Annotated in this window: 14 protein-coding genes; 12 read left to right on the top strand and 2 right to left on the bottom strand. The window is 53.7% G+C overall.

All coding sequences use genetic code 11. The features are described 5' to 3' along the window. The first annotated feature begins 24 nt into the window (after positions 1–24). The 7 genes from ampG (at position 25) to E2F51_RS12435 (ending at position 8,278) form a co-directional block, all read left to right on the top strand. Complete coding sequence (gene ampG, locus E2F51_RS12465) at positions 25–1,506, top strand: muropeptide MFS transporter AmpG (RefSeq protein WP_013201035.1); 1,482 nt, start codon at positions 25–27, stop codon at positions 1,504–1,506. A 519-nt stretch (positions 1,507–2,025) separates the two neighbouring features. Further along, complete coding sequence (cyoA, locus tag E2F51_RS12460; RefSeq protein ID WP_134823593.1) at positions 2,026–2,952, top strand: cytochrome o ubiquinol oxidase subunit II; 927 nt, start codon at positions 2,026–2,028, stop codon at positions 2,950–2,952. A 4-nt stretch (positions 2,953–2,956) separates the two neighbouring features. Further along, positions 2,957–4,948, top strand: a complete 1,992-nt coding sequence (cyoB, locus tag E2F51_RS12455) for a cytochrome o ubiquinol oxidase subunit I (RefSeq protein WP_134823592.1) — start codon at positions 2,957–2,959, stop codon at positions 4,946–4,948. Further along, entirely contained in the window at positions 4,938–5,552 is a 615-nt protein-coding gene (locus E2F51_RS12450; RefSeq protein ID WP_013201032.1) for a cytochrome o ubiquinol oxidase subunit III, read from the top strand. The genes cyoB and E2F51_RS12450 overlap by 11 nt, the downstream gene beginning before the upstream one ends. Then, positions 5,552–5,881 carry a cytochrome o ubiquinol oxidase subunit IV gene (locus E2F51_RS12445; protein WP_013201031.1) on the top strand — a complete coding sequence of 110 codons (330 nt, stop codon included), beginning with the start codon at positions 5,552–5,554 and terminating at the stop codon, positions 5,879–5,881. The genes E2F51_RS12450 and E2F51_RS12445 overlap by 1 nt, the downstream gene beginning before the upstream one ends. A gap of 14 nt (positions 5,882–5,895) precedes the next feature. Beyond that, a complete protein-coding gene (cyoE, locus tag E2F51_RS12440; RefSeq protein ID WP_013201030.1) occupies positions 5,896–6,783 on the top strand; it encodes a heme o synthase in 888 nt (295 codons plus the stop codon). Positions 6,784–6,910: 127 nt separating this feature from the next. Continuing rightward, entirely contained in the window at positions 6,911–8,278 is a 1,368-nt protein-coding gene (locus E2F51_RS12435; protein WP_134823591.1) for an MFS transporter, read from the top strand. A 55-nt stretch (positions 8,279–8,333) separates the two neighbouring features. On the opposite strand, the gene E2F51_RS12430 is transcribed toward E2F51_RS12435, so the two are convergent. Next, the gene (locus E2F51_RS12430; protein WP_013201028.1) at positions 8,334–8,825 is read right to left on the bottom strand and encodes a YajQ family cyclic di-GMP-binding protein; all 492 of its coding nucleotides are present in this window, start codon (positions 8,823–8,825) and stop codon (positions 8,334–8,336) included. Between the two features lie 162 nt (positions 8,826–8,987). Here E2F51_RS12430 and panE point away from each other — a divergent pair, with 162 nt between their 5' ends. After that, entirely contained in the window at positions 8,988–9,908 is a 921-nt protein-coding gene (gene panE, locus E2F51_RS12425) for a 2-dehydropantoate 2-reductase (protein WP_134823590.1), read from the top strand. Then, entirely contained in the window at positions 9,862–10,467 is a 606-nt protein-coding gene (yajL, locus tag E2F51_RS12420; protein WP_053141824.1) for a protein deglycase YajL, read from the top strand. Before panE ends, yajL begins: the two co-directional genes overlap by 47 nt. A gap of 95 nt (positions 10,468–10,562) precedes the next feature. Here the strand turns inward: yajL and thiI are convergent, their stop codons facing one another. Next, complete coding sequence (gene thiI, locus E2F51_RS12415) at positions 10,563–12,011, bottom strand: tRNA uracil 4-sulfurtransferase ThiI (protein ID WP_013201025.1); 1,449 nt, start codon at positions 12,009–12,011, stop codon at positions 10,563–10,565. 230 nt (positions 12,012–12,241) lie between these two features. On the opposite strand from thiI, the gene xseB reads away from it, so the two are divergent. Genes xseB through dxs form a run of 3 tightly spaced genes read left to right on the top strand, consistent with a single transcriptional unit; the run spans position 12,242 to position 15,268 of the window. After that, positions 12,242–12,484, top strand: a complete 243-nt coding sequence (gene xseB / locus E2F51_RS12410; protein WP_013201024.1) for an exodeoxyribonuclease VII small subunit — start codon at positions 12,242–12,244, stop codon at positions 12,482–12,484. After that, positions 12,484–13,383: a (2E,6E)-farnesyl diphosphate synthase gene (ispA, locus tag E2F51_RS12405; RefSeq protein ID WP_013201023.1), complete on the top strand. Its 900-nt coding sequence runs from the start codon at positions 12,484–12,486 to the stop codon at positions 13,381–13,383. Before xseB ends, ispA begins: the two co-directional genes overlap by 1 nt. Before the next feature lie 19 nt (positions 13,384–13,402). Next, the gene (gene dxs / locus E2F51_RS12400; RefSeq protein WP_013201022.1) at positions 13,403–15,268 is read left to right on the top strand and encodes a 1-deoxy-D-xylulose-5-phosphate synthase; all 1,866 of its coding nucleotides are present in this window, start codon (positions 13,403–13,405) and stop codon (positions 15,266–15,268) included. Positions 15,269–15,329 lie beyond the last annotated feature (61 nt).

Below are 15,329 nucleotides of genomic sequence, written 5' to 3'. Positions count from 1 at the left end.
GGCGGGCTTTGTTTTAAGGTTCGTATGCCCAGCCATTACCTCCAGATTTTTACCCAACGAAATGCCGCCCTTCTTCTGCTCCTTGGCTTTGCCTCCGGTCTGCCGCTCGCGCTGACATCGGGAACGCTGCAAGCCTGGATGGCCGTCGAAAACGTCGATATCAAAACGATAGGCTTCTTCTCTCTGGTCGGGCAGGCCTACGTGTTCAAATTCCTCTGGTCTCCGTTGATGGACCGCTACACGCCGCCGTTTTTAGGCCGTCGTCGTGGCTGGTTACTGGTGACGCAGATCCTGTTGATTGTCGGGATTGCCCTGATGGGATTTATGGATCCCTCACGCAATCTGACCCTGCTGGCGGCTCTCGCGGTGTTGGTTGCCTTCTGTTCCGCCTCGCAGGATATTGTCTTTGATGCCTGGAAGACCGATGTGCTGCCCGCCGAAGAACGCGGTAGCGGTGCGGCGATCAGCGTCCTTGGTTATCGTCTGGCGATGTTGGTGTCAGGCGGACTGGCGCTATGGCTTGCAGACCGATATCTCGGATGGCAGGCGATCTGGTGGCTGATGGCGGCGATGATGGTGCCTGGGGTAATCGCCACGCTGTTAGCGAAAGAGCCCAGCGATCCGGTTGCCCGCCCTCACAGCCTTGAAGAGGCGGTCATTGCCCCGCTGCGCGACTTTTTCAACCGCAACAATGCCTGGCTGATCCTCTCTCTGATTGTCCTTTATAAGCTGGGTGATGCGTTTGCTGCCAGCCTGACCACCATTTTCCTCATCCGTGGCGTTGGCTTTGATGCCGGCGACGTGGGGCTGGTGAATAAAACCCTTGGGTTGATTGCCACGATAATTGGCGCGCTTTACGGCGGCGTACTGATGCAGCGCCTGAGCCTGTTCCGGGCGCTGATGCTGTTTGGCATCCTGCAGGCGGTATCAAACCTGGCGTACTGGATTCTGGCCGTCACCGACAAACATCTTTACAGCATGGCAGCGGCCGTGTTTGTCGAGAATCTGTGTGGCGGTATGGGCACCGCCGCCTTTGTGGCGCTGCTGATGACGTTGTGTAATAAGTCTTTCTCCGCCACGCAATTTGCCCTGCTCTCCGCGTTGTCCGCCGTTGGCCGGGTGTATGTTGGCCCGGTGGCAGGATGGTTTGTTGAGAGCTGGGGCTGGCCGACGTTTTATGCCTTCTCAGTGGTGGCAGCTCTGCCCGGTTTGCTGCTGCTGGCCGGATGCCGAACCACGCTGGAACATGCGCAAACCCATCAGTCATTTTTACCGCGAACCCGCTTCGCTTCCGGATATAAATGGGCATTACGCGCCTTGAAGTTGGGTTCAGCGTTGGTAGTGGCAGGACTGATTTTGCTGGCATTACGCGCAACAAACCTGCTGGATGCGGGCTCAATCATTAGCGTTCTGTTTGAATCAGGGGCCATTCTGGCGCTGTTGGGCATTGTCACCGGCAGTTTGTTAGACTTCGTCGCTCAGCGCCCGGCTACACAGCAAAAGTAAAGTTATGTTGGCTCAGGCAAAAAAATAACGCTTCGGGCCGGCACAAACATTTAACAATAGCGCCCTTTTTAGCGGGCGAAAAAACGGCGGCACCGTTCGAAAAGCCGCCTTTTTTTAACAATTAGTGCATTGTCACATTTTCCCGCCTTCCGTTATTTCCTAAAAGGTTTTCACCTTTACATTTCTCTGCCACAGACTATTAAAACCCGGTGCGTTATTATTATTGTATAAACTAAATCACACAAATGATGCGGGTATGTTAAATAATTGAGTGCCAATTTCGCTGTTTATAGCAGAGACCTGTTAAAAAACGCGGTTATCATTGGTTTTTGTTATATTAGAGGCAAACCCTTGCTGGCATTCATATTTTGTCACCTTCGGCAACATCTGTGACTGTGTTTGCAAAAGGTGTCAACACGGCGCTGACACAAGATGTTGCTGGTTTACAGTACTGAAACGTTCCCGTAAAATGCCGCCACACTTAAACGACAATAGAGCCCTTGTCATTGAGGTCGTTAAATGAGACTCAGGAAATACAAAAAAAGTTTGGGGATTTTGTCATTAATTGCAGGCACTTTATTGTTAAGTGGCTGTGATAGTGCATTGTTGAATCCCAAAGGACAGGTTGCACTGGAGCAACGTTCGCTGATACTGACAGCCTTCGGCTTGATGATGATCGTCGTTATTCCCGCAGTCTTGATGGCAGTGGTGTTCGCCTGGAAATATCGGGCATCCAATACCAATGCAAAATACAGCCCTAACTGGTCACACTCTAATAAAGTGGAAGCCGTGGTGTGGACTGTTCCCATTTTGATCATTATCTTCCTTGCGATCCTGACGTGGAAATCTACCCACGCGCTTGATCCAAGCAAGCCTTTGGTTTCCGATGTGAAGCCGATTGAGATTGATGTGGTTGCATTGGACTGGAAATGGCTGTTCATTTACCCGGAACAGGGTATTGCAACAGTTAACCAAATCGCATTCCCTGCGAATACGCCGGTCAGCTTCAAGATCACGTCTAACTCCGTTATGAACTCCTTCTTTATTCCTACCCTCGGTAGCCAGATTTACGCTATGGCGGGCATGCAGACTAAACTGCATCTGATTGCGAATGAACCAGGCACGTTTGACGGTATCTCCTCCAACTTCAGTGGTCGCGGCTTCTCTGGTATGAAGTTCAAAGCGATTGCCACTCCTGATAATGCGTCATTCGATCAGTGGGTAGCAAAAGTGAAAGACTCATCCAATACGCTGACAACCATGGATGACTTCGAGAAACTGGCAGCGCCAAGCGAAAACCATCCGGTTGAGTTCTTCTCTACCGCAAATCCTGAATTGTTCAAGCAAGTGATTGGCAAATTCAAGATGAGCCACGGGAAAATGGACATGTCAGGACACGAAGGCATGGACATGAACGAAGCCCCTAAAGCGGGAGCCGAGGAATAATACGATGTTGGGAAAATTAACCCTTGATGCAGTACCGTATCACGAACCGATTATCGTGATTACGGTCGCCGCCATCATTCTTGGTGGTCTGGCAGTCGCTGGAGCAATCACTTATTTCGGTAAGTGGCAATACCTGTGGTCTGAGTGGCTGACGTCTGTCGACCATAAAAAACTCGGTATCATGTATATCATCGTGGCCTTCGTCATGCTGCTGCGCGGTTTTGCCGATGCGGTGATGATGCGTAGCCAGCAGGTACTGGCTTCGGCCGGCGAGGCAGGATTCTTACCGCCTCATCACTACGACCAGATCTTCACCGCTCACGGCGTGATCATGATCTTCTTCGTAGCGATGCCATTTGTTATCGGTCTGATGAACATTGCTGTTCCTCTGCAGATCGGTGCGCGCGATGTGGCCTTCCCGTTCCTGAACAACCTGAGCTTCTGGTTCACGGCTGTCGGTGTGGTGCTGGTTAACCTGTCACTGGGTGTGGGCGAATTTGCTCAGACCGGCTGGCTGGCTTATCCACCGCTTTCCGGCGCTGAGTACAGTCCGGGGGTCGGTGTTGACTACTGGATATGGAGTCTTCAGCTGTCGGGGATCGGTACGACATTAACAGGTATTAACTTCTTCGTTACTATCCTGAAAATGCGTGCACCTGGCATGACCATGTTCAAGATGCCTGTCTTCACCTGGGCGTCGCTGTGTACTAACGTTCTGATTATCGCTTCCTTCCCGGTTCTGACCGTGACGCTGGCGTTGCTGACCCTGGATCGTTATCTGGGCTTCCATTTCTTCACCAATGAAATGGGCGGCAACATGATGATGTACGTAAACCTGATTTGGGTTTGGGGACATCCGGAAGTGTATATCCTGGTTCTGCCGGTCTTCGGTGTGTTCTCCGAAGTGGTAGCAACCTTCTCTAAAAAGCGCCTGTTTGGTTACACCTCACTGGTTTGGGCAACGATTGTAATTACCATCCTGTCCTTCATCGTGTGGCTGCACCACTTCTTCACCATGGGCGCGGGCGCGAACGTTAACGCCTTCTTCGGTATTATGACGATGATTATCGCCATTCCTACCGGCGTTAAAATCTTCAACTGGCTGTTCACCATGTACCAGGGCCGCATTCAGATGCACTCTGCGATGTTGTGGACCGTAGGCTTCCTGGTCACCTTCTCTGTCGGTGGTATGACCGGTGTTCTGCTGGCGTTGCCAGGTGCTGACTTCGTGCTGCACAACAGTCTGTTCCTGATTGCTCACTTCCATAACGTGATTATCGGTGGTGTGGTATTCGGTTGCTTCGCAGGTGTGACTTACTGGTTCCCTAAAGCGTTCGGCTTCTGCCTGAACGAAAAATGGGGCATCCGCGCCTTCTGGTTCTGGATCATTGGTTTCTTCGTTGCCTTTATGCCGCTGTACGCACTGGGCTTCATGGGGATGACCCGTCGTCTGAGCCAGGATATCGATCCACAGTTCCACCCACTGCTGGTTGTAGCAGCGTTTGGTGCTGCGCTGATCGCCTGTGGTGTGTTGTGCCAAATCACTCAGTTCTGGGTCTCGGTACGTGACCGTGAGCAGCTGCGTGATGTGACCGGCGATCCATGGGGCGGCCGTACGCTGGAGTGGGCAACCTCTTCACCACCACCGTTCTACAACTTTGCTGAAGTGCCTGTTATCCACGAGCGCGATGCGTTCTGGGAAATGAAGGAAAAAGGCGAAGCGTACAAACAGCCTGCGCACTACGAAGAGGTCCACATGCCGAAGAACAGCGGCGCTGGTGTGGTGATCGGTGCATTCAGCCTGGTGTTTGGTTTCGCAGCTATCTGGCACATCTGGTGGCTGGTAGGTCTGTCGTTCCTCGGTATGATCTTAACCTGGATCATCAAGAGCTTTGACGAAGACGTTGATTATTACGTTCCCGTTGCCGAGATCGAAAAAATCGAGAATCAGCACTTTGACGAAATTAGCAAAGCAGGTCTGAAAAATGTCGACTGAAACTCTGACTAAGCACCACGACGCCCATGCGGAGCATGGGCATCACGATGCAGGAGCCAATAAAGTCTTTGGCTTCTGGATCTACCTGATGAGCGACTGCATCATCTTTGCCACCCTGTTTGCAACCTTCGGTGTGATGGTTAACAGCACCGCGGGTGGCCCGGCTGGTAAAGATATTTTCGAACTGCCGTTCGTTCTCGGTGAAACCGCCCTGCTTCTGTTGAGCTCCATTACCTATGGTTTTGCAGTTATCAGCATGAACAAAGGCAGCAAAGGCTCAGTGATTAGCTGGCTGATGCTGACTTTCCTGTTCGGTGCCGGTTTCATCGCGATGGAAATCTATGAATTCCATCACCTGATTATGGAAGGGTTTGGTCCGCAGCGCAGTGGCTTCCTGTCAGCGTTCTTCACGCTGGTTGGGACGCACGGTCTGCACGTAACCTCTGGCCTGATCTGGATGGCGGTACTGATGTACCAAGTCTCCAAACGTGGTCTGACGCCGACTAACCGTACCCGTATCCTGTGTCTGAGCCTGTTCTGGCACTTCCTGGATGTGGTATGGATTTGTGTATTCACCATTGTCTACCTGATGGGAGCCATGTAATGAGTCATTCTACGAACGAACATGGTGCCTCACACGGTAGCGTGAAGTCTTATATGATCGGCTTTATTCTGTCGATCATTCTGACGGCAATCCCTTTCTGGATGGTGATGGACGGCGGCGCTTCAAAAGCGACCATCCTGGGTGTGGTGATTGTGTGTGCGATTGTCCAGGTGCTGGTGCATCTGGTCTACTTCCTGCACTTAAACACTTCCTCTGAAGAAAGATGGAACCTGGTGGCAATTGTGTTCTCTGCAATTATCATCTTGATAGTAGTTGTTGGCTCGCTGTGGATCATGTGGAACCTCAACTACAACATGATGGCCAACTAACCGAGTTACCCGTGATGATTAAGCAATACCTGCAAGTAACGAAACCAGGAATTATTTTCGGAAATTTAATTTCTGTGATTGGGGGGTTCCTGCTGGCCTCGAAAGGCAGCATCGACTATCCCCTGTTTCTCTCCACCTTAGTCGGCGTTTCGCTGGTGGTCGCATCAGGTTGTGTTTATAACAACTTTATCGACCGTGACATCGACGTAAAAATGGAGAGGACCAGAAATCGAGTGCTGGTTAAAGGCCTCATTTCTCCGACAGTCTCTCTGGTTTATGCAACCGTTCTGGGTATTGCTGGATTCGCGTTGTTGTATTTCGGAGCAAACCCGCTGGCCATGTGGCTGGCGGTGATGGGCTTTGTGGTTTATGTCGGCGTTTACAGCCTGTACATGAAGCGCAATTCTGTGTACGGCACGTTGATTGGTAGTCTTTCTGGCGCTGCGCCGCCGGTAATTGGCTACTGTGCCGTCACCAGCCATTTCGATGCGGGTGCCTTGATCCTGCTGGCTATCTTTAGCCTGTGGCAGATGCCGCATTCTTATGCGATTGCGATCTTCCGCTTTAAAGATTACCAGGCAGCGAATATCCCGGTTCTGCCGGTGGTAAAAGGCATCTCCGTGGCAAAAAACCATATTACGATGTACATCATCGCCTTTATGGTTGCCACCCTGATGCTAACGCTGGGCGGTTATGCCGGCTACAAATATCTGGTGGTTGCTGCGGCAGTCAGCGTGTGGTGGTTGGGGATGGCGCTTTCAGGTTACAAAACGCAGAACGATCGCGTTTGGGCCCGTAAGCTGTTTGTCTTCTCTATCGTCGCCATTACCGCACTGAGCGTTATGATGTCGGTCGATTTCATGGCTCCGGCCTCGAAAGACCTGCTGACGATGGTCAGGTAACACAGACCTCATCATAAAGGGCGCGATTATCGCGCCCTTTCTTTTTGTTACCACTTCGCGACAAGTATTATTTTACCCACCCTCCCCCGCCGCCTAAAATACGTCGACCAGATAAACTGAGGTAGTAATGAACGATAATAAAATGACTCCAGTCGAGTTGCGTGCGACATGGGGTTTGGGGACGGTATTTTCCCTGCGTATGTTGGGAATGTTTATGGTATTGCCCGTCCTGACCACTTACGGCATGGCATTGCAGGGAGCAAGTGAAGCACTGATTGGACTCGCCATTGGCATCTACGGTTTAGCGCAAGCCGTTTTCCAAATCCCCTTCGGATTATTGTCGGACCGTATTGGCCGCAAACCGTTAATCGTCGGTGGACTCCTGATTTTCGTTCTCGGCAGCGTCATTGCCGCGAGCACCACTTCCATCTGGGGCGTGATCCTGGGCCGTGCGTTGCAGGGTTCCGGCGCGATTGCCGCCGCGGTGATGGCGTTGCTTTCCGATTTAACCCGTGAACAGAACCGTACCAAAGCGATGGCCTTTATTGGTATCAGCTTCGGCGTGACCTTTGCCATTGCGATGGTGCTGGGTCCGATCATTACCCATGCCCTTGGCCTGCATGCGCTGTTCTGGATGATTGCCTGTCTGGCGACCTTAGGCATTGCGATCACCCTGTGGGTGGTGCCGTCGACGCCGAACCATATTCTGAACCGCGAATCGGGCATGGTGAAAGGCACCTTCAAAGCCGTGCTGACCAATCCGCGCCTGGTGAAGCTGAACTTTGGCATCCTGTGCCTGCATATTCTGCTGATGTCGAGCTTCGTCGCCCTACCGGGTGAGTTTGAGCGCGCAGGTTTCCCTGCGGAGCAGCACTGGAAAGTCTATCTGGTCACCATGCTGGTCGCCTTCTGCGGCGTGATCCCGTTTATCATTTACGCGGAAGTGAAGCGTCGCATGAAGCGGGTATTTGTCAGCTGTGTTGCCCTGATGCTGATTGCAGAAATCGTGCTGTGGGGTGCGGGAAGTAATTTCTGGACGCTGGTGGTCGGTGTGCAGCTATTCTTTATTGGCTTTAACCTGATGGAAGCCATTTTACCGTCGCTAATCAGTAAAGAGTCACCTCCGGGTTATAAAGGCACCGCAATGGGCCTCTATTCCACCAGCCAGTTTTTAGGCGTGGCCATTGGCGGCAGCATGGGCGGTTGGGTATTCGGTCATTTTGATGCGCAATCGGTGTTCGTGGTCGGCAGCCTGGTGGCGGCGATCTGGCTACTGGTGAGCTGTACAATGAAGGAACCGCCGTATGTCAGCAGCTTACGCATCATGTTGGATGGCAGTACATTAGACAAGAGCGTGCTGGAGCAGCGTCTTAAAGCGCAACCGGGCGTGGCCGCGGTGTTTATCGTGCCGGAAGAGAAAAGTGCTTACGTGAAGATCGACAGCAAGGTGACCAACCGCGCAGAGATCGAAAAGCTGGTCGCCGAAGCGGCCTGATCGATGCAGATAACCAGCCAGCGCGGCCCTGAAAAGCCCCGCTGTCTGGGATTACTTAGTCGCGGAAGTTTTTAAACTGGAAAGGCTGTCCCAAATCACCACCACGCACCAGCGCCATTGCGCCCTGCAGGTCATCACGAGATTTCCCCGTCACGCGTAATTCTTCACCCTGAATCTGCGTCTGCACTTTGATTTTGCTGTCTTTGATCAGCTTAACCAGCTTTTTCGCCACATCCGCAGGAATGCCTTTTTTCATTTTGGCTTCCACGCTCCAGGTTTTACCGCTGTGCTCAATTTCTTCCGGGATCTCCAGCGCCGCGCCTTCAATGCCACGCTTCAGCAGCCTTTCGCGCAGAATATCAATCAGCTGTTTAACCTGAAAGTCAGACTCGCTTAACACCTTGATAGACTCGTTTTTCTCAATCAGCTCATAGCTGGCGGTCACGTTACGAAAATCGAAACGGCTTGAGATTTCGCGGTTGGCATTTTCCACCGCATTTCGGACTTCCTGCATGTCAATTTCTGAAACGATATCGAAAGATGGCATGATGTATTCTCCTGATCCTAAAGTGACATGCATAATACCGACTTAGCGCCGTTAAAAAAACCATCGGCGTTGAAAGCTATAATAAGGATAACAAACCTGCGCGGCGCCGTGATGGGCTGACAGCAAGGTGGTACTAACGCAACCCGCACGCGGGGAGGACGTATGAAGATTACCGTACTGGGATGCGGTGCATTAGGGCAAATCTGGTTAGCTGCCCTCGACGCTCAGGGACATGATGTACAGGGCTGGCTGCGGGTGCCGCAGCCCTACTGCTCCGTCAACGTCATCGATCTGAATGGCACGACGATCAATAAGACATGCATAGCCAACGATCCAAAGTTCCTCGCGGAAAGCGACCTGCTGCTCGTCACCCTCAAAGCCTGGCAGGTTTCCGAGGCGGTGAAGAATTTGCAGTTTATCCTGCGCGATGACTGCCCGATCCTGCTGCTGCATAACGGCATGGGGACGCTGGATGAACTGAAAGCCCTGCATCAGCCGCTACTGCGAGGTATCACCACGCATGCGGCGAAACGCGACGGTACGGTGATCGTCCACGTGGCGGCCGGCATCACCCACATCGGCCCAACCTCTGCCGATGCGGCGGCACTCAGCGATCTGGCAGAGGTGTTGCAGCAGGCGCTGCCGGATGTGGCCTGGCACAATAATGTGGCCTCCGCCGCATGGCAAAAACTCGCTGTTAATTGCGTGATTAACCCGCTGACCGTGCAGTACGACTGCACCAATGGTGAACTGCTTAATCATCTGGATGAAGTCTTGGCGCTGTGCAATGAAGTGGCGATGGTGATGGAACGCGAAGGCCAGCATACCTCGCGTGAAGGGCTGCTCGACTATGTGCTGGACGTGATCAACTCCACCGCCGCCAATACCTCTTCCATGCTGCAGGACATCCGCGCCGAACGTCGCACAGAAATAGATTACATTACCGGCTACGTCATCCGACGAGCGCGGGCACAAGGCCTGGCAACGCCTGAAAATAGCCGACTTTATGAATTGATTAAGCGAAAGGAACAAGATTATGAGCGAGAACGCATCGGTACTGGTTTGCCTGGCACCTGGCAGTGAAGAAACGGAAGCGGTCACCACTATCGACCTGCTGGTGCGCGCCGGGCTGAACGTGACCACTGCCAGCGTGACGGATGACGGCAGCAGAGAAATCCGCTGCTCGCGCGGCGTCAGGCTGATTGCCGATGCGCCGCTGGTGGAGGTGGCAGATAATGATTTTGCCGCCATCGTGCTGCCCGGCGGCCTGAAAGGCGCTGAAGCCTTCCGCGACAGCCCGCTACTGGTTGAAACGGTGCGCCAGTTCCATCTCTCAGGCCGTATTGTTGCCGCGATTTGTGCCGCCGCCGGCACGGTGCTGATCCCCCATAACCTGTTCCCGGTCGGCAACATGACCGGTTTTCCGGGCCTGAAAGAGACCATTCCGGATGAGAAGTGGATGGATAAACGGGTGGTGTGGGATCCGCGCGTCAATCTCCTGACCAGCCAGGCACCGGGCACCTCTATCGACTTCGCGCTGAAGTTAATCGACCTGATTTTGGGCCGGGATAAAGCCCATGAAGTGGCGAAACAGCTGGTGGTCGCTGCCGGAATTTATGATTACCGCGAGTGGATTGAATAGGATCGACGCTAAGAAACAGCGTGAGGTGCCAGCAGGCGGGGAAAGTGCCTGCTGACAAGGGTGAAGCTGACGGGATAAGTCAGCTCCACGGCCCACTACGGACGATAGACCTTCACATTTTTGAAGCCCTGCTCGTGCAGGTAAAGTGCCTGCAGACGGCTCATTACGCCGCGATCGCAGTAAAGCAGCCAGGTTTTGCTCTGGTCCAGATTGCCGAACTGGGTGCTGAGCTTATAAAACGGCAGGCCTTTCACTTCCACCCCTTCCAGCTCCAGCGGACGATCGTCCTGCTCATCGGCAGAACGGATATCCAGCACCATATCTTCCGGGCCGAATGACACCACCGTTTCGACTTCAACGACTTCCTGCTCGGTATCTTCCGCAATACGCCGGATATCGACGTTGGTGGCTTCTGCGACCATCCGATCGAGAATAGCAAAATCGAAGTTCTGCTCTTCCGCTTCGATCTTCGCCTTGACCGCTTTGACGGTTGGGCTTTTGGAAATCACACCGCAGTATTCCGGCATGGTACGGGCAAAATCTTCCGTACCGATATGACGCGCCAGATTAATGATGTGCTCTTTATCATGGGAAATCAGCGGGCGCAGGATCAGCGTGTCGCTGGCGTTATCGATTAAGCGCAGGTTGGTCAGCGTCTGGCTGGACACCTGGCCAAGCGCTTCACCGGTTACCAGCGCCTGCACGTCATAACGCTCGGCGATTTGAGATGCGGCACGCACCATCATGCGCTTCAGCACTACGCCCATCTGACCGTCTTCCACTTTCTCGAGGATCTCACCGACCACCGGCTCGAAGTTGATCGCCACAAAACGCACCTTGTGCGAGCGACCAAAACGGTTCCACAGATAATGCGCCACCTGACGAACGCCGATTTCATGCGCTGCGCCGCCAAGGTTGAAGAAGCAGTAATGCACGCGGCAACCGCGACGCATCAGCATATAGCTGGATACACCGGAGTCGAAGCCGCCGGAAATCAGCGACAGCACATCTTCCTGAGTGCCGATCGGGAAGCCACCGATGCCTTCATGACGGCCGGTCACTAACAGCATACGATCGTCTTCAATTTCCAGATTCACCGTCACCTGCGGGTGATTCAGCTTCACCTGGGCGCTGGCCACGTGCTGATTGAGCCCGCCGCCAACGTAACGCTCCACATCCTGCGAGCTGAAATCATGCTTGCCCCGGCGCTTCACGCGGACAGCAAAGGTTTTCCCTTCAATACGATCGCGGTTCAGCTCCAGCGTCTGCTCAAAGATATCGTGCATATCGGTATAAGCACGATCTTCCACGTCGAGGATATGGTGAATGCCGGGGATGCGCTGCAGCCCTTCAACCAGTACGGAACGCTTGCTATCGTCCTTTGAACGCACTTCGATATGGTCCCAGTGACGGACCACGGCCAGCGTTTCATCGCTGTCCTTCAGCACATTACGGATATTCGTCGTCAGGATTTTAATAAAACGCAGGCGAACGGTCTGGCTTTTGATGGTGATTTCGGGGAATAACTTAATGATAAACTTCATGGCGGCATGGGTTCGTTAAGCAATTAAGTGCTGAAATGGGACGCACTTAGCTGGTAAAATGAGGGTATTGCAAAGCAGCTTGTAGCCCTTTACATTCAATACTCGAGTGTATCACACCTGTCCGCTCACTGCTTCTTCATCCGTTAGCAGCATCATTATTTTGCTAATCATTTCGAGTCGGCTACCATGGGCGGCTTCACGCTAAAAAAACGACTGAGCAGAACGCCATTATGCCTAAAAAAGCCGAACAGCCAGCCAGCTTCGAAACCTCTCTGCAGCAGCTGGAGCAGATTGTATCCCGTCTTGAAAGCGGTGACCTGCCGCTGGAAGAAGCGCTGAATGAATTTGAACGCGGCGTGCAGCTCGCACGCGCGGGCCAGCAAAAACTGCAGGCCGCTGAACAGCGCGTGCAGATCCTGTTGAGCGACGATAAAGACGCTGACCTGCAGCCCTTCACGCCGGAAAATGAGTAATGGATTTTAGCGATTTACTGACCGCACACCACACGCGTGTGAATCAGGCTTTACAGCGTTTTATCGCGCCACTGCCGTTTCAGAATTCCCCGCTGGTTAATGCCATGGAATATGGGGCATTATTGGGGGGTAAACGCTTACGTCCTTTTCTGGTGTATGCCACCGGAGAAATGCTCGGCGCGGACGATGCCGCGCTGGATGCGCCCGCGGCAGCCGTTGAATGCATTCATGCCTATTCATTGATCCACGACGATCTGCCGGCGATGGATGATGACAGCTTGCGCCGTGGCCAACCAACCTGCCACATTAAGTTTGGCGAGGATACGGCGATCCTGGCCGGCGATGCTCTGCAAACGCTGGCCTTTTCAATTCTGGCCGATACACCGATGCCAGGCGTGAGCGCAGAATACCGCGTGGCGATGCTTTCAGAACTGGCTCAGGCCAGTGGCGTGGCAGGGATGTGCGGCGGACAGGCGCTGGATCTGGCTGCCGAAGGCCAGCAGGTTGATCTGGCCGCACTGGAGCAAATTCACCGCCATAAAACCGGGGCGTTAATTCGCTCCGCCGTTCGTCTGGGCGCTTTAGCCGCCGGAGAACGTGGGCGCGCTGCCCTGCCCGCACTCGATCGTTATGCCAATGCGATTGGTCTGGCGTTCCAGGTGCAGGACGACATTTTAGATGTGGTGGGTGATACCGCCATTATCGGCAAACGGCAGGGAGCCGATCAGCATTTAGGCAAAAGTACCTACCCGGCCCTGATGGGACTCGACGGCGCACGGGCCAAAGCGTGGGACCTCTATCAGGAGTCACTCAGCGCATTAGAAACACTTGCCGCGCACTCTTTTACTACAACGTCATTACAAGCGCTGGCAAGTTACATAATTGAACGCAATAAATAACTTCCACAATGAGTCTCTGATGAGTTTTGATACTGCAAAATATCCGACGCTGGCGTTGGCCAGCACGGTACAAGAATTACGATCGCTCCCCAAAGAGAGCCTGCCAAGACTTTGTGATGAGCTACGTCAGTATTTACTCGACAGCGTAAGCCGCTCCAGCGGCCACTTTGCCTCTGGTCTTGGCGTGGTGGAACTGACCGTCGCGCTGCATTACGTTTACAACACGCCTTTTGATCATCTGGTGTGGGATGTCGGCCATCAGGCCTACCCGCATAAAATCCTCACCGGACGACGCGATCGTATTGGCACCATTCGCCAGAAAAATGGCCTGCACCCGTTCCCGTGGCGCGATGAAAGCGAGTTTGATGTGCTGAACGTTGGGCACTCCTCGACGTCGATCAGCGCCGGTTTGGGTATGGCTGTCGCCGCAGAAAAAGAAGGCAAAAACCGCCGCACGGCGTGCGTGATTGGCGATGGTGCGCTGACGGCGGGGATGGCGTTTGAAGCCATGAACCATGCGGGCGATATCAAAACCGATATGCTGGTGGTGCTGAATGACAACGAAATGTCGATTTCAGAGAACGTCGGCGCGCTGAACAATCGTCTGGCGCAAATCCTGTCCGGCAAAACCTATTCACGCCTGCGTGAAGGGGGCAAAAAAGTGCTGGGCAGCCTGCCGCCAATCAAAGAGTTGGTGAAGCGTACGGAAGAGCACCTGAAAGGGATGGTCGTGCCGGGCACCCTGTTTGAAGAGCTGGGCTTTAACTACATCGGCCCGGTCGACGGTCACGACGTGCTGGCACTGGTGCAAACGCTGAAGAATATGCGCGAGCTGAAAGGCCCGCAGTTCCTGCATATCATGACTAAAAAGGGCAAAGGCTACGCCCCGGCAGAAAAGGATCCGATCTCCTGGCATGCGGTGCCTAAGTTCGATCCTGCCAGCGGCCTGCTGCCAAAAGCGGCTGAAGGGCTGCCAAGCTACTCGAAAGTCTTCGGGCAGTGGCTGAGCGAAACCGCCGCCGATGACAGCAAGCTGATGGCGGTCACGCCAGCCATGCGTGAAGGGTCTGGCATGGTCAGCTTCTCACGCGATTATCCTGGCCAGTATTTCGATGTGGCCATCGCTGAGCAGCACGCGGTGACCTTTGCTGCCGGTCTGGCGATCGGGGGGTATAAGCCGGTGGTGGCGATTTACTCCACCTTCCTGCAGCGTGCCTACGATCAGCTGATCCATGACGTGGCGATCCAGAAGCTGCCGGTGCTGTTCGCCATCGACCGTGGCGGTATTGTCGGTGCTGACGGACAAACCCATCAGGGCGCATTTGATATCTCGTTCCTGCGCTGTATCCCGAATATGGTGATCATGACGCCAAGCGATGAAAACGAATGCCGTCAGATGCTGTACACCGGCTACCACTATTCGCAGGGGCCAAGCGCGGTACGTTATCCACGCGGCACCGGAACCGGCGCAGAACTGAAGCCGCTTGCCTCGCTGCAACTGGGTAAAGGCCTGGTCAAACGCGAAGGCGAGAAGCTGGCGATCCTCAACTTCGGCACCCTGTTGCCAGAAGCGGCAGCGGTTGCTGAAAAGCTGAATGCAACGCTGGTCGATATGCGTTTTGTGAAACCGCTGGATGACGCGCTGATTATTGAGCTGGCTGCCAGCCATGAAGCGCTGATTACGCTGGAGGAAGGCGCGATCAAAGGTGGCGCAGGCAGTGGTGTAATTGAACTGCTGATGGCCAGGCGCCTGCTGGTCCCGGTTCTGACCGTCGGGCTGCCTGATGAGTTTATCCCGCAGGGCACCCAGGATGAGATCCGCCATGACTATCTGCTTGATGCAGAAGGCATTGAGCAGCAAATCACCGACTGGCTCGCGCAGTAATTCCGCACAATGCTCCCCGTCCGGGGAGCTTTTCTCCTGCTATGCTTATTCAGTTCTTTAC

Source organism: Erwinia sp. QL-Z3, assembly GCF_004551645.1.
In the GTDB taxonomy this organism is placed as follows: domain Bacteria; phylum Pseudomonadota; class Gammaproteobacteria; order Enterobacterales; family Enterobacteriaceae; genus Erwinia; species Erwinia billingiae.
The sequence above is the reverse complement of the archived record's forward strand: the minus strand, read 5'-3'. Positions and strand labels throughout refer to the sequence as shown.

Excerpts from the sequence above, each read along its gene's own strand:
- E2F51_RS12450 (WP_013201032.1), top strand. The coding sequence starts at position 4,938 with ATGTCGACTGAAACTCTGACTAAGCACCACGACGCCCATGCGGAGCAT.
- E2F51_RS12445 (WP_013201031.1), top strand. The coding sequence starts at position 5,552 with ATGAGTCATTCTACGAACGAACATGGTGCCTCACACGGTAGCGTGAAG.
- cyoB (WP_134823592.1), top strand. The coding sequence starts at position 2,957 with ATGTTGGGAAAATTAACCCTTGATGCAGTACCGTATCACGAACCGATT.
- cyoA (WP_134823593.1), top strand. The coding sequence starts at position 2,026 with ATGAGACTCAGGAAATACAAAAAAAGTTTGGGGATTTTGTCATTAATT.
- thiI (WP_013201025.1), bottom strand. The coding sequence starts at position 12,011 with ATGAAGTTTATCATTAAGTTATTCCCCGAAATCACCATCAAAAGCCAG.
- ispA (WP_013201023.1), top strand. The coding sequence starts at position 12,484 with ATGGATTTTAGCGATTTACTGACCGCACACCACACGCGTGTGAATCAG.
- cyoE (WP_013201030.1), top strand. The coding sequence starts at position 5,896 with ATGATTAAGCAATACCTGCAAGTAACGAAACCAGGAATTATTTTCGGA.
- ampG (WP_013201035.1), top strand. The coding sequence starts at position 25 with ATGCCCAGCCATTACCTCCAGATTTTTACCCAACGAAATGCCGCCCTT.
- E2F51_RS12435 (WP_134823591.1), top strand. The coding sequence starts at position 6,911 with ATGAACGATAATAAAATGACTCCAGTCGAGTTGCGTGCGACATGGGGT.
- xseB (WP_013201024.1), top strand. The coding sequence starts at position 12,242 with ATGCCTAAAAAAGCCGAACAGCCAGCCAGCTTCGAAACCTCTCTGCAG.
- panE (WP_134823590.1), top strand. The coding sequence starts at position 8,988 with ATGAAGATTACCGTACTGGGATGCGGTGCATTAGGGCAAATCTGGTTA.
- dxs (WP_013201022.1), top strand. The coding sequence starts at position 13,403 with ATGAGTTTTGATACTGCAAAATATCCGACGCTGGCGTTGGCCAGCACG.
- yajL (WP_053141824.1), top strand. The coding sequence starts at position 9,862 with ATGAGCGAGAACGCATCGGTACTGGTTTGCCTGGCACCTGGCAGTGAA.
- E2F51_RS12430 (WP_013201028.1), bottom strand. The coding sequence starts at position 8,825 with ATGCCATCTTTCGATATCGTTTCAGAAATTGACATGCAGGAAGTCCGA.